The following is a 12,986-nucleotide window of genomic DNA, read 5'->3' as shown; positions in this document are numbered from 1 at the left end:
CCGCCGGGGCGAGGGCGGTCCGCCCTCGCCCCACGTCACTGCTCACCAGCGTCACTGCTCGCCCAACGTCACATCCACCTTCTTCTCACTGCCGTCGCGGGTGAACGTCACCGTCGTCCGCTCACCCGGCTTGTCGCCGGCCAGCGCCTCGGACAGGGACGTGATGGTGGTGATGTCCTCGTCACCCAGCCGGGTGATGATGTCCCCGGGCTCCAGACCGGCCTTGTCGGCCGCCCCGCCCGCCAGCACCTCGACGACGGCCACGCCCGCCGCCTGGTAGTCGTCGTTCACGACCGTACGGGCCGTGATGCCGAGCGCCGCCCGGCCCGAGTCGGTGACCCTGCCGTCCTGGATGATCTGGTCCGCGATCGACTTCACCGTCGACGCCGGGATCGCGAACCCGATGCCGGGCGCCGCGCCCTCCCCGAGGCTGGGGTCGGTGGCGGCCAGGGTCGGGATACCGATGACCCGGCCGTCGAGGTTCACCAGGGCGCCGCCGCTGTTGCCGGGGTTGATGGCGGCCGACGTCTGCACCATGTTGGCGATCGTCGCGCCCGTACCGCCGTTGCCGCTGCCCTCGGTGACGGTGCGTCCGGTCGCCGAGACGATGCCCTGCGTCACGCTGGACGCCAGCCCGAGGGGCGAGCCCATGGCCAGCACGATCTGGCCGACCTCCACCTTCGAGGAGTCCCCGAGCCTCGCCGCCTTCAGCCCCTCCGGCACCCGCTCCAGTTTCACGACGGCGAGGTCCTGTTCCGGGTACGAGGAGACGAGCCGCGCGGTGAGTTCGTCCTCGCTGTTGGCGGTCGTCACCCGGAACGTGTGCTCGTCCCCGACGACATGCGCGTTGGTGACGATGTGTCCCTGACCGTCGTAGACCACGCCCGATCCCAGGTCGTTCCTGGCCCGGATCTGCACGACCGAGGGCAGCACGTCCCTGATCACCTTCAGATAGCCGTCCTGCAGATCGTCGACGGCCCCGACCGTCTTCGGAACGGCGGCCTGGCTCGTCGAGTCCTCCCGCTCCCGCGAGGACGAGGAGCCGGAACACCCGGCGACGAGCCCGAGGCAGCAGAGGAGAGCGACGATCGGAAGAGCGGGCCGCAGAGCACGGGAACGGCGAGCATCCATGCCCCGAGTCTCACCGCGGATCCACGATCCGGCCCGCCCTGCTCACCCGAACGAGCCGCGCCTGCGCACTTCGGATGGGCGTCGAATGAGCATCGGGCTGGGCCCGCGCCGCGCACTTCGGATGGGCGTCGGTTGGGCCCGTGTGCTTCGGACGGGCGTCGGGCTCGGCCCGTGTGTTTCGGACCGGCGTCGCCTGGGCCCGTGTGCTTCGGACGGCTGCACTTTGCGGGGACTTCGGGCTTGGCCTGCGTACTCCCGGACGGGCGTCGGGCTCAGACTGCGCGTGGGCAGGGGGCTTGGGCCTGCGTACTTGGCGGGTTTTTGGGTTGGGGTTGTGTGGTTCCGGATGGGTTTCGGGTTCGGCTTGCGCTGTGTGTCGGTCTTGGCCCGTGTGTTTCGGGTGGGCAGTGGGCTCGGGCCTGCGCACTCTGCATGGGCTTCGGGCGCGGCCCGTGTGCCTCGGACGGCCTTCGGGCTCGGCCTCCGCACTGCATTCGCCTCGGCCTGCGCACTCTGCATGGGCTTCGGGCTGCCCGCGTGGCTCGGACGGGCTTCGGGCTCGACCTTCGCACTGCATCGGGCTCAGCCCGCGCTCCGCGCACGGTTCACGACCTCAGCCCGCGCACTCCGCACGGACCACGACCCAGCCGCGCACTCCGCACGGTTCACGACCTCAGCCCGCGCACTCCGCGCGGACCACGACCAAGCCGCGCACCGCGCACGGATCACGACCTCAGCCGCGCACCGCGCACGGATCACGACCTCAGCCGCGCACCGCGCACGGATCACGACCTCAGCCGCGCACCGCGCACGGACCACGACCTCAGCCGCGCACCCCGCACAGATGCAGCAACGCCGCGACGCTCCGATAGGGGTCCGTCTTGCCGGCCCGTTCCTCGACCGCCAGCAACGCCTCCATGTCGGCCGGGAACTCCGTCCCGTCGGCCGCCGTGTCGGTGAAGACCCGCACCCCGTACCAGGCGTGCAGCGGCGCCGCGATCCCCGCGAGTGTCGCCGTCAGGTCGGACAGCCGGTCGGCCCGTACGTCGAGGCCCAGGCGGTTCCGGTACGCGGTGGTGTCGAAGGCGGCCAGCGTCCCGGCCCAGTCCCCGGACAGTCCCGGCCGCATGGCCAGCGCGTCGCCGTTGCGCACGAGCAGCGACAGCAGTCCGCCCGGGGCGAGCATCCGGGCCAGTCCGGCCAGCAGCGGGTCGGGCTCCTCGATGTACATCAGCACGCCGTGGCACAGCACGACGTCGAAGCTGCCCGGCAGGAAGTGGACGCCGGTGTCGCGCCCGTCGCCCTGGACGATACGCACCCGCTCCCGGATCCCCTCCGGCTCACCGGCGAGCTCCTCGCGGGCCGTCGCGATCATCTTCGGGTCCTGCTCGACACCGGTCACCTGGTGCCCGGCGCGAGCCAACCGCAGTGCCTGCGTGCCCTGGCCCATCCCCACGTCGAGCACGCGCAGCCGCTGCCCGACGGGGAACCGCCCGGCTATCTGCTCGTCGAGCTGTCGGCCCACCAGCTCCTGCCGTACGACATCACGCAACCCACCCAGCTTGCTGAGCCAAGCGTCCGCCGCACCCCCGGAAAAAGCAGTTGCGCTCAGGGCCGCTCTCCGCGCTTGACCTGTGGCTTCGGCAGCCGGAGCCGACGCATCTGGAGCGAGCGCATCAGCGCGTAGGCGACGGCGCCGCGCCGGTTGTCGTCCGGGAAGCGCTCGGCGAGGCGCTTCTTCAAACGGAAGCCGGTGACGAACGAGTCGAGCACGATCAGCACGATCACGACCAGCCACAGCAGCAGCGCGATGTTCTGCAGGGCGCCCACGCGCACCATGCTCAGCACGAGGATGACCACGGCCATCGGGAGGAAGAACTCCGCGACGTTGAAGCGCGAGTCGATGAAGTCACGCGCGAACTTGCGGACCGGACCCTTGTCACGGGCCGGCAGATACCGCTCGTCGCCCCCGGCCAGCGCCTGGCGCTGCTTCTCCAGGGCGGCCCGGCGGTCCTCGCGCTGGCGCTTGGCGGCCTCCTTGCGCGTCGTCGGCGTGTTGGCGACGCTGCGGCGCTGGGTCTGGGCCTCACTGCGCTTGGGCGTGGGGCGGCCCTTCGGGGCCTCGGGGTGGCGGGTCTGAGTGGAGTCGGTCACCGGCGCCTTGTCGGCGGCCTGGGCCTTCTCATCCTTGGCACGGCTACGGAACACAAAACCCAAGGGTACGGGGTGGCGGGGCATGGACGGCAGCCCGGCGGGGAACGATCCGGCAACACCAGTCGTCGTAGGGGGACAGAGGGGACGTTGCAGACGGTTCGTCCGGCGGCCATCGGGGAGGCACTCGGGCGGCACCGGGTGGACACTCGTGGGCTCACCCATGAGTCCACCCGTCAGCCACCCGGGAGTCACCTACTCCTTACGCCGGAGCGCGAGCGTCAGCAGTCGTCCTTGGGGATGAGCGCATCCGTCCCCGAACAGTGCGTCAATGGATGCAGGGCCCGTACTGTGGGTTCTGTCGCAGAGCTGGAGCTGGACGTCAGAAGGGGGCGCGCGAAGCCCATGAGCGGTGTCATGAAGCGTATGGGGATGATCTTCCGCGCGAAGGCGAACAAGGCCCTTGACCGGGCCGAGGACCCGCGCGAGACCCTCGATTACTCGTACCAGAAGCAGCTGGAGCTGCTCCAGAAGGTCCGCCGCGGCGTCGCCGACGTGGCCACCTCGCGCAAGCGCCTGGAACTCCAGCTCAACCAACTCCAGCAGCAGTCGTCGAAGCTGGAGGACCAGGGCCGCAAGGCGCTCGCGCTCGGCCGCGAGGACCTGGCCCGCGAGGCGCTGTCGCGCCGCGCCGCCCTCCAGCAGCAGGTGACGGACCTGGAGACGCAGCACGCCACCCTCCAGGGCGAGGAGGAGAAGCTCACCCTCGCGGCCCAGCGCCTCCAGGCGAAGGTCGACGCCTTCCGCACCAAGAAGGAGACGATCAAGGCCACGTACACGGCCGCCCAGGCGCAGACGCGGATCGGCGAGGCGTTCTCCGGCATCTCGGAGGAGATGGGCGACGTCGGCCTGGCGATCCAGCGTGCCGAGGACAAGACGGCACAGCTCCAGGCCCGAGCCGGAGCCATCGACGAACTCCTTGCCTCCGGCGCCCTGGACGACCAGTCCGGCATGCACAAGGACGACATCCAGGCCGAGCTGGACCGGCTCTCCGGTGGTACGGATGTAGAGCTGGAACTGCAGCGCATGAAGGCTGAGCTGGCGGGCGGTTCGTCGGCTGGCCAGCAGGCGATCGAGGGCGGCAACGGCCAGTCGCAGTCCCAGCAGCAGCCGCAGGACACCCCGCGCTTCGACAAGCAGTAGCCGACGGCCGGGGCCCACGCCGAGGAGGGCGAGATGGGCGACATGATCGTCCGGATCATGGGTGAGGGGCAGGTGAAGCTGTCCGACAGTCACCTGCCCGAGCTGAACAAGCTCGACGACGAGCTCCTGACGGAAATGGAGAACGGCGACGGCCCCGGCTTCCGCCGCACCCTCGGCGCCCTCCTCTCCAAGGTCCGGGAACTGGGCGACCCCCTGCCCGACGACTCCCTGGAACCGTCGGAGCTGATCCTCCCGTCGCCGGACGCGACGCTGGAGGAGGTCCGGGAACTGCTGAGCGACGACGGCCTGATCCCGGGGTGAGCCCACCCAGCCCGTCCGGCGTTTGAGGACGAGGCCCGTTCAGGGCCGACGCGGGGGTCTGAGGGCGGCAGCCCCCAGGCCACGCCCACTGCGACGCCAGCACACAACCCAAGGAACCTCCAGTTGGCCCCCGTCCCAAGCCCCGCAGGGAATCGTGTCCGGCAGCACCTCAAGGCGCACCCCATGGCACTGGACGCGGCCTTGGCGGTCGGCGTACTCGCCTGCATGGTCGCCGGATCGTTCGTGGACCCGCACGGGAAGAACGAGGTCACCTGGGTCCTGCGCACCCCGGACGCGCTCAGCCTCCTGCTCATCACCCTCGGCGCCGCGGCCCTGGTCTTCCGCCGCCGCGCCCCCATGACGGTCCTCGCCCTCACCGGCGCCGCCTCCGTCGTCGAGTCCGTCACCGGCGACCCCCGCGCCCCCGTCGCCATGTCCGCGGTCATCGCTCTCTACACCGTCGCCTCGACCACCGACCGCCCCACCACCTGGCGCGTCGGCCTGCTCACCATGACCGTGCTGACCGGCTCCGCCATGCTCGCCGGGCCCCTGCCCTGGTACGCCCAGGAGAACCTCGCCATCTTCGCCTGGACCGGCATCGGCGCCACCGCGGGCGACGCCGTCCGCAGCCGCCGCGCCTTCGTCGCCGCGATCCGCGAGCGCGCCGAACGCGCGGAGCGCACCCGTGAGGAGGAGGCCCGCCGCCGCGTCGCCGAGGAACGCCTCCGTATCGCCCGGGACCTGCACGACGTCGTCGCCCACCACATCGCCCTCGTCAACGTCCAGGCCGGCGTCGCCTCCCACGTCATGGACAAGCGGCCCGACCAGGCCAAGGAGGCCTTGGCGCACGTACGCGAGGCCAGCCGGTCCGCGCTCAACGAACTCCGGGCGACCGTGGGCCTGCTCCGGCAGTCCGGCGACCCCGAGGCCCCCACCGAGCCCGCCCCCGGCCTCGACCGCCTCGACGAACTCGCCGGCACCTTCCGCAGCGCGGGCCTCCAGGTGGAGGTGGCCCGCGCGGACCAGGGCACCACGCTCCCCGCCGCCGTGGACCTCGCCGCCTACCGCGTCATCCAGGAAGCCCTCACCAATGTGCGCAAGCACGCCGGCCCGGAGGCGAAGGCCGAGGTCAGCGTCGTCCGCGTGGGCCCGAACGTCGAGATCACCATCCTCGACGACGGAGCCGGCGACGACGAGACCGGCGAGGGCGGCGGCCACGGACTGCTCGGTATGCGCGAACGCGTCACCGCCCTGCGCGGCACCCTCACCACCGGCCCCCGCTACGGAGGCGGCTTCCGCGTCCATGCGATCCTGCCGCTCAAGAGCCGCACCCGCGCCGCGGAAGACGCCGTATGACCAGCGAGACGGCCAGCGAGACGGCCAGCGAGACGGCCGTCGGAACGACTGCCGAGACGGCCGTCGGAACGACGACCGAAGATGCCTACGCCCCAGGACAGACGAGGACCCCCGCATGACCATCCGTGTCCTGCTCGCCGACGACCAGGCCCTCCTCCGCAGCGCCTTCCGCGTGCTGGTCGACTCCGAGCCCGACATGGAGGTCGTCGGCGAGGCCTCCGACGGGGCCGAGGCGGTGCGGCTGGCCAAGGAGGAACGGGCGGACGTCGTCCTGATGGACATCCGGATGCCCGGCACCGACGGCCTCGCCGCGACCCGCATGATCAGTGCCGACCCGGCCCTGGCACATGTCCGCGTCGTCATCCTGACCACGTTCGAGGTCGACGACTACGTCGTGCAGTCGCTGCGCGCCGGCGCCTCCGGCTTCCTCGGCAAGGGGTCCGAACCCGACGAACTCCTCAGCGCCATCCGTGTCGCGTCCGGCGGTGAGGCCCTGCTCTCCCCGGCTGCCACCAAGGGCCTGATCGCCCGTTTCCTCGCCCAGGGCGACGGCGCGGACGACGACCGCGACCCCGCCCGCGCCGAGCGGCTCGACGCGCTCACCGGCCGGGAGCGCGAGGTCCTGGTCCAGGTCGCCGGCGGGCACTCCAACGACGAGATAGCCGAGCGGCTGGAAGTCAGCCCGTTGACCGTGAAGACGCACGTCAACCGGGCCATGTCCAAGCTGGGTGCCCGCGACCGGGCCCAGCTCGTGGTGATCGCGTACGAGTCCGGCCTGGTACGTCCAAGGGTGGAGTGACCCGGAGCGGGCGTACTGCGGCCGGAGTATGCGCCGTATAAGGAAATGGACCTGGGGTCTACGAAACCGGGCTCCCCGATGGCTCAGGGTGTTAGGGCGGGCGCTTCCCGCTTCTGCCGCTCACAGAAGAGAGACCCTGACCCATGTCCTGGCTGTCGAGATTCAGCCTCGCCCAACGTGCCCTGATCGGCCTGATGTCGATCATCGCCATCGCCTTCGGCGCGATCGCGATACCTCAGCTCAAGCAGCAACTGCTGCCCTCCATCGAACTGCCCATGGTGTCCGTGCTGGCGCCGTACCAGGGCGCGTCACCGGACGTGGTCGAGAAGCAGGTCGTCGAGCCGATCGAGGACAGCCTCGAAGCCGTCGACGGCATCACCGGCGTCACCTCCACCGCGAGCGAGGGCAACGCCGTGATCATGGCGTCCTTCGACTACGGCCCCGACACCCAGCAGCTGGTCGCCGACGTCCAGCAGGCCGTCAACCGCGCCCGCGTGCAGCTCCCGGACGATGTGGACCCGCAGGTCATCGCCGGTTCCACGGACGACATCCCGACCGTCGTCCTCTCCGTCACCTCCGACAAGGACCAGCAGGCCCTGGCCGACGAGCTCGACCGGACGGTCGTCCCGGACCTCGAGGACATCGACGGCGTCGGCCAGGTCACCGTCGACGGCGTACGCGACCTCCAGGTCACCGTGACGCCGAACGACGCGAAGCTGGCGAAGGCCGGCCTGACCTCGGCGGCCCTCTCCCAGGCCCTCCAGGCCGGCGGCGCCACCGTCCCGGCCGGCTCCTTCGACGAGGACGGCAGCAACCGCACGGTCCAGGTGGGCGGTGGCTTCACCTCGCTGGAGCAGATCAAGGACCTGATGGTCACCGGCGAGGGCGCGTCCGCCTCCGCTTCCGCCAAGAAGCCGGTCCGCCTCGGTGACGTCGCCACCGTCAAGCAGGAGCAGGCCGCGGCCGACTCCATCACGCGCACGGACGGCAAGCCGTCCCTCGCGGTCGCGGTCACCATGGACCGCGACGGCAGCGCGGTCGCGATCTCGGACGCGGTGCGGGACAAGCTCGCGGAGATGCGCAAGGACCTCGGTACGGGCGCCACGGTCACGGTCGTCAGCGACCAGGGCCCGGCGGTCAAGAAGTCCATCGACGGCCTGACCACGGAAGGCGCCCTCGGCCTGCTCTTCGCGGTCCTCATCATCCTGGTCTTCCTGGCGTCGATCCGCTCCACGCTGGTGACCGCGGTCTCCATCCCGCTGTCGGTGGTCCTGGCCCTGATCGTGCTGTGGACCAGGGACCTCTCCCTGAACATGCTGACGCTCGGCGCGCTGACCATCGCCATCGGCCGTGTCGTCGACGACTCGATCGTGGTCCTGGAGAACATCAAGCGGCACCTCGGCTACGGCGAGGAGCGCGAGGAGGCCATCCTCAAGGCGGTCCGCGAGGTCGCCGGGGCGGTCACCTCCTCCACCCTCACCACGGTCGCCGTCTTCCTGCCGATCGGCCTGACCGGCGGCATGGTGGGCGAGCTGTTCGGCTCGTTCAGCCTGACGGTGACGGCGGCCCTGCTGGCGTCGCTGCTCGTCTCGCTGACGGTCGTACCGGTGCTGTCGTACTGGTTCCTGCGCGCCCCGAAGGGCACCCCGGCGGACGCCGATGAGGCGCGCCGCAAGGCAGAGGAGAAGGAGGCGAGGAGCAGGCTCCAGCGCCTGTACGTCCCCGTCCTGCGGTTCGCGACCCGCCGCCGTCTCACCAGTGTGCTGCTCGCGATCGTCGTCCTCATCGGCACGTTCGGCATGGCGCCGCTGCTGAAGACGAACTTCTTCGACCAGGGCGAGCAGGAAGTCCTCACCGTCAAGCAGGAGTTGAAGCCGGGCACCAGCCTGGCGGCGACCGACGAGCAGGCGACGAGGGTCGAGAAGCTGCTCGCCGGCACCAAGGGCGTGAGGGACTACCAGGTCACGATCGGTTCGTCCGGCTTCATGGCGGCCTTCGGCGGTGGCACCGACACCAACCAGGCGTCGTACCAGGTGATGCTGGAGGACTCGGCGTCGTACGAGGACGTACAGGACCGTATCGAGGCGGGCCTGAAGAAGCTCGACGGCATCGGCACGACCACCATCGCGGCCGGTGACGGCTTCGGCGCCCAGGACCTGAGCGTCGTCGTGAAGGCGGCCGACGGGAACGTCCTGCGCACGGCGGCCGAGCAGGTCCGCGAGGCGGTGGCCGGCCTGGACGACGTCACGGACGTGACCAGCGACCTGGCGCAGAGCGTGCCGCGCATCTCGGTGAAGGCCAACGACAAGGCGGCCGCGGCGGGCTTCAGCGACCAGACCCTCGGGATGGCCGTCGCCCAGGCGGTGCGCGGCAACACGGCCGCCCAGGCGACCCTCGACGACACCGAGCGGGACATCGTCATCAAGTCGGCCAAGCCGGCGAGGACCCTGAAGCAGCTTCAGGACCTGCCCCTGGGGCCGGTGAAGCTGGGCGACATCGCCGATGTGAAGCTGGTGGACGGGCCGGTCTCGATGACCCGTATCGACGGTCAGCGCGCCGCCACGATCACCGCGAAGCCGACCGGCGACAACACGGGTGCGGTGAGCACGAAGCTCCAGTCCGAGATCGACGGGCTGACGCTCCCGGCGGGCGCGACGGCCGAGATCGGCGGTGTCTCCGAGGACCAGGACGAGGCGTTCGCCAACCTGGGCCTGGCGATGCTGGCGGCGATCGCGATCGTCTTCATGCTGCTGGTCGCGACCTTCCGCTCGCTCGTCCAGCCGCTGATCCTGCTCGTGTCGATCCCGTTCGCGGCGACCGGCGCGATCGGCCTCCTGGTCGCCACCGGCACCCCGATGGGCGTCCCCGCGATGATCGGCATGCTGATGCTGATCGGCATCGTGGTGACGAACGCGATCGTGCTGATCGACCTGATCAACCAGTACAGGCGGCAGGGATACGGCGTCGTGGAGGCGGTGATCGAGGGTGGCCGGCACCGTCTGCGGCCCATCCTGATGACCGCGCTCGCGACGATCTTCGCGCTGCTGCCCATGGCCCTGGGCGTCACCGGTGAGGGCGGCTTCATCGCCCAGCCACTGGCCGTGGTCGTCATCGGCGGTCTGATCACCTCGACCATGCTGACCCTGCTCCTCGTCCCGACGCTGTACGCGATGGTGGAGCTCCGCAAGGAGCGCCGGGCGAAGAAGCGGGCGGCGAAGAGGGCGAAGAAGGCGGGGGGCCCGACCGAGCCGACGTCGGAATCGGAGTCGGGTACGGCTTCGGACGAGCCGGAGCCGGCCGGGGTCTGACGGTCGGTCCGATGGTCGATCCGACCGTGCGGGCCAGCCGAGCAGAGGCAGCCCGTCCCAGGAGAAATCCTGGGGCGGGCCGAGCCGTTCCCGGACCGGTACGTCAGTGACGCGTGCGGGCGTTGAGCCGGGCGGCCTGGCGGGTCAGGTAGTCGCGCTCGGCGAGGTTGGACGCCTTCTCGGCCGCCTGGGCGTACAACCGCGCCGCCGTCACCAGGTCACCGTCGCGCTCGTGGAGATACGCCGCCACCGCGGCATGCCGGGGCAGCGAGTCGTCCAGCTCCGCGAGCGCGGCCAGCCCGGCGCGCGGTCCGTCCGCCTCACCGACCGCCACGGCCCGGTTGAGCCGGACGACCGGGCTGTCGGTGAGGCGCGCCAGTTCGTCGTACCACTCGACGATCTGCACCCAGTCGGTCTCCCCGGCGGTGGGCGCGTCGGCGTGCAGCGCCGCGATGGCGGCCTGAGCCTGGAACTCACCCAGCCGGTCACGCGCCAGCGCCGCCTGGAGGATCCCGATACCCTCGGCGATCGACGCGGTGTCCCACCGGCCACGGTCCTGCTCCGCGAGCGACACCAGGCTCCCGTCGGGCGCGGTCCGGGACGCGCGCCGGGCGTGGTGGAGCAGCATCAGGGCGAGCAGCCCCGCCACCTCGGGGTGGTCGATCGCGGCCGCGAGCTGCCGGGTGAGCCGGATGGCCTCGGCGGCGAGGTCGACGTCGCCGGAGTAGCCCTCGTTGAAGACCAGGTAGAGGACGCGCAGCACGGTGGCGACATCGCCGGGCTGGTCGAACCGTATGCCGGAGACGGTGCGCTTGGCCCGGCTGATGCGCTGCGCCATGGTCGCCTCGGGCACCAGGTAGGCCTGGGCGATCTGGCGGGTGGTGAGCCCGCCGACGGCACGCAGCGTGAGCGCGACCGCGGACGACGGCGTCAGCGACGGGTGGGCGCACAGGAAGTAGAGCTGAAGCGTGTCGTCCGCGGCGGGCGTGGGCCCGGGCGCGGGCTCCTCGCCGGCCAGGTCCTCACGCCGGCGGCGGGAGGCGTCCGACCGTGCCGAGTCGAGGAACTTGCGCCAGGCCACGGTGACCAGCCAGCCCTTCGCATCGCGCGGCGGATCGGCCGGCCACACCCGCACGGCCTCGACCAGCGCGTCCTGCACGGCGTCCTCGGCCGCCGCGAAGTCTGCTCCGCGGCGGACGAGGATCGTGAGAACGCTCGGCGTGAGGCTCCTCAGCAGGGCCTCGTTCATCAATGGCACTCGGTGACGTTGGGCGCCGCGGTCAGGAACGGCCGCACCTCCAGCCACTCGTGGATCGGCTTCCCGCCCGCGCCCGGGGCGGCGGACAGCTCTCCGGCCAGCTCGACGGCCCGCTCGTGGCTGTCGACGTCGATCACCATCCAGCCGGCGATGAGGTCCTTGGTCTCGGCGAACGGCCCGTCGGTGACCGGCGGCCGCCCCTCGCCGTCGTACCGGACCCACGACCCCTCGGGCGCGAGCGCCTGACCGTCGACGAACTCCCCGGTCTTCTCGAGTCGGGCCGCGAAGTCGTTCATGTACTGCACGTGCGCCGAGATCTCCTCCGGCGTCCACTGGTCCATCGGCACGTCGTTCACCGCAGCCGGGGCGCCACGGTAGTGCTTGAGCAGCAGGTACTTCGCCATGATGCTTCTCCTCGATGCTGTGCGACCCATTCTGGTCGCGTTCATAGCAGGGACGGAGCCGATCACGGGTTCTCGACATCCCCGCAGAAAATCTTTTGGGCCACCGCACACCGGCCGGGCCGGGCTGGGCCGGGCCCGGCGAACAGACCGACGGAACGACCTCCGGATCTTTGTGGCTTCTGCCAGTACGGCCCTGTCTCGGGGTGCCGGAAGACTGCCCGGCAACGACGAAGCACAGACGAAGCACAGGGGAGGACACCACGATGAGCGTGCAGCAGTATGACGAGATCGGCGAGGCGTTCGAGGGCTTCAAGTCCCTGCCGCTGACGCGGTACGGAGAGGTGCCCAGCTTTCTGGGCCTGGTCGGGGACGTGCGCGGCAAGTCGGTTCTAGACCTGGCCTGCGGCACCGGCTTCTACAGCAGGGAGTTCAGGCGGCGCGGCGCCACGGACGTACTCGGCATCGACATCTCCGGTGAAATGATCGCCGCCGCACAGCGGTTGGAGGAGGGCGATCCGCTGGGCGTGCGCTACGAGGTCGGCGATGTGGCCGAACTGCGGCCCCTGGAGCGGCGCTTCGACATCGCCCTCGGGGTCCAGCTGCTCAACTACGCGCAGAGCATCGCCGAGCTGGAGTCGATGTGCCGCAACGTGCACCGCGGCCTGGTGCCCGGCGGCGAGTTCTTCGTGCTCGCCCAGTCACCCGACTACCGCGGCGGCGAGCAGGCCCTGGCCAAGTACGGCTTTCTCTGCGAGCCGACCGGCGAGGAGATCGAGACCGGGGCGCGCTTCCGGGTCACGGCGCTGCTCGACCCGCCGATCTCGATCATCGGCGCCGTGCCGAGCCGCGAACTCTACGAGGCGTCTCTGCGGGCGGCCGGATTCAGCGAGCTGACCTGGGTGCCCCTGGAGGTGTCCGAGGCCGGTCTGGGCGAGTTCGGCGCGGACTTCTGGGCCGACTTCCTCGCCAGGCCCCCGCTGGAGATGCTGCGCTGCCGCGCCTGAGGGGGAACGAACAAGGGCGGGGCCCGACCGGGATGGTCGGGCCCCGCCCTC

Annotated in this window: 11 protein-coding genes; 6 read left to right on the top strand and 5 right to left on the bottom strand. The window is 70.9% G+C overall.

All coding sequences use genetic code 11. From position 1 onward, the window contains the following. Window positions 1–51: 51 nt before the first annotated feature. The 3 genes from ADK36_RS31330 to ADK36_RS31320 form a co-directional block, all read right to left on the bottom strand. Entirely contained in the window at window positions 52–1,131 is a 1,080-nt protein-coding gene (locus ADK36_RS31330; protein WP_053199909.1) for a S1C family serine protease, read from the bottom strand. Between the two features lie 823 nt (window positions 1,132–1,954). Continuing rightward, complete coding sequence (locus ADK36_RS31325) at window positions 1,955–2,656, bottom strand: class I SAM-dependent methyltransferase (RefSeq protein WP_048585152.1); 702 nt, start codon at window positions 2,654–2,656, stop codon at window positions 1,955–1,957. Window positions 2,657–2,739: 83 nt separating this feature from the next. Further along, window positions 2,740–3,369 (bottom strand): DUF3043 domain-containing protein, encoded by a 630-nt coding sequence (locus ADK36_RS31320; RefSeq protein WP_078916560.1) that lies wholly within the window; start codon window positions 3,367–3,369, stop codon window positions 2,740–2,742. A gap of 345 nt (window positions 3,370–3,714) precedes the next feature. On the opposite strand from ADK36_RS31320, the gene ADK36_RS31315 reads away from it, so the two are divergent. The 5 genes from ADK36_RS31315 (at window position 3,715) to ADK36_RS31295 (ending at window position 10,269) form a co-directional block, all read left to right on the top strand. Beyond that, a complete protein-coding gene (locus tag ADK36_RS31315; RefSeq protein WP_053199922.1) occupies window positions 3,715–4,485 on the top strand; it encodes a PspA/IM30 family protein in 771 nt (256 codons plus the stop codon). A gap of 42 nt (window positions 4,486–4,527) precedes the next feature. Next, window positions 4,528–4,806 carry a PspA-associated protein PspAA gene (gene pspAA / locus ADK36_RS31310; protein ID WP_048585180.1) on the top strand — a complete coding sequence of 93 codons (279 nt, stop codon included), beginning with the start codon at window positions 4,528–4,530 and terminating at the stop codon, window positions 4,804–4,806. Between the two features lie 183 nt (window positions 4,807–4,989). After that, complete coding sequence (locus ADK36_RS31305; RefSeq protein ID WP_053199907.1) at window positions 4,990–6,162, top strand: sensor histidine kinase; 1,173 nt, start codon at window positions 4,990–4,992, stop codon at window positions 6,160–6,162. A gap of 115 nt (window positions 6,163–6,277) precedes the next feature. Next, window positions 6,278–6,961: a response regulator gene (locus ADK36_RS31300; RefSeq protein ID WP_048585155.1), complete on the top strand. Its 684-nt coding sequence runs from the start codon at window positions 6,278–6,280 to the stop codon at window positions 6,959–6,961. A gap of 143 nt (window positions 6,962–7,104) precedes the next feature. Next, window positions 7,105–10,269, top strand: a complete 3,165-nt coding sequence (locus ADK36_RS31295) for an efflux RND transporter permease subunit (protein ID WP_053199904.1) — start codon at window positions 7,105–7,107, stop codon at window positions 10,267–10,269. 103 nt (window positions 10,270–10,372) lie between these two features. On the opposite strand, the gene ADK36_RS31290 is transcribed toward ADK36_RS31295, so the two are convergent. Both ADK36_RS31290 and ADK36_RS31285 read right to left on the bottom strand, forming a co-directional pair. Continuing rightward, window positions 10,373–11,518: an RNA polymerase sigma factor gene (locus ADK36_RS31290; protein ID WP_048585157.1), complete on the bottom strand. Its 1,146-nt coding sequence runs from the start codon at window positions 11,516–11,518 to the stop codon at window positions 10,373–10,375. Beyond that, window positions 11,518–11,931 carry a YciI family protein gene (locus ADK36_RS31285; RefSeq protein ID WP_048585158.1) on the bottom strand — a complete coding sequence of 138 codons (414 nt, stop codon included), beginning with the start codon at window positions 11,929–11,931 and terminating at the stop codon, window positions 11,518–11,520. The genes ADK36_RS31290 and ADK36_RS31285 overlap by 1 nt, the downstream gene beginning before the upstream one ends. A 263-nt stretch (window positions 11,932–12,194) precedes the next feature. On the opposite strand from ADK36_RS31285, the gene ADK36_RS31280 reads away from it, so the two are divergent. Beyond that, complete coding sequence (locus ADK36_RS31280; protein WP_048585159.1) at window positions 12,195–12,935, top strand: class I SAM-dependent methyltransferase; 741 nt, start codon at window positions 12,195–12,197, stop codon at window positions 12,933–12,935. The last annotated feature ends 51 nt before the right edge of the window (window positions 12,936–12,986 follow it).

Source organism: Streptomyces viridochromogenes, assembly GCF_001270495.1.
Lineage (GTDB): Bacteria > Actinomycetota > Actinomycetes > Streptomycetales > Streptomycetaceae > Streptomyces > Streptomyces viridochromogenes_A.
Note: the sequence above shows the minus strand (reverse complement) of the source record. Positions and strands in the feature narration are given on the sequence as shown.

Bases quoted from the DNA above. Each gene is read 5' to 3' on its own strand.
- ADK36_RS31330 (WP_053199909.1), bottom strand. From the start codon at position 1,131: ATGGATGCTCGCCGTTCCCGTGCTCTGCGGCCCGCTCTTCCGATCGTC.
- ADK36_RS31320 (WP_078916560.1), bottom strand. From the start codon at position 3,369: ATGCCCCGCCACCCCGTACCCTTGGGTTTTGTGTTCCGTAGCCGTGCC.
- ADK36_RS31315 (WP_053199922.1), top strand. From the start codon at position 3,715: ATGATCTTCCGCGCGAAGGCGAACAAGGCCCTTGACCGGGCCGAGGAC.
- pspAA (WP_048585180.1), top strand. From the start codon at position 4,528: ATGATCGTCCGGATCATGGGTGAGGGGCAGGTGAAGCTGTCCGACAGT.
- ADK36_RS31305 (WP_053199907.1), top strand. From the start codon at position 4,990: ATGGCACTGGACGCGGCCTTGGCGGTCGGCGTACTCGCCTGCATGGTC.
- ADK36_RS31300 (WP_048585155.1), top strand. From the start codon at position 6,278: ATGACCATCCGTGTCCTGCTCGCCGACGACCAGGCCCTCCTCCGCAGC.
- ADK36_RS31295 (WP_053199904.1), top strand. From the start codon at position 7,105: ATGTCCTGGCTGTCGAGATTCAGCCTCGCCCAACGTGCCCTGATCGGC.
- ADK36_RS31290 (WP_048585157.1), bottom strand. From the start codon at position 11,518: ATGAACGAGGCCCTGCTGAGGAGCCTCACGCCGAGCGTTCTCACGATC.
- ADK36_RS31285 (WP_048585158.1), bottom strand. From the start codon at position 11,931: ATGGCGAAGTACCTGCTGCTCAAGCACTACCGTGGCGCCCCGGCTGCG.
- ADK36_RS31280 (WP_048585159.1), top strand. From the start codon at position 12,195: ATGAGCGTGCAGCAGTATGACGAGATCGGCGAGGCGTTCGAGGGCTTC.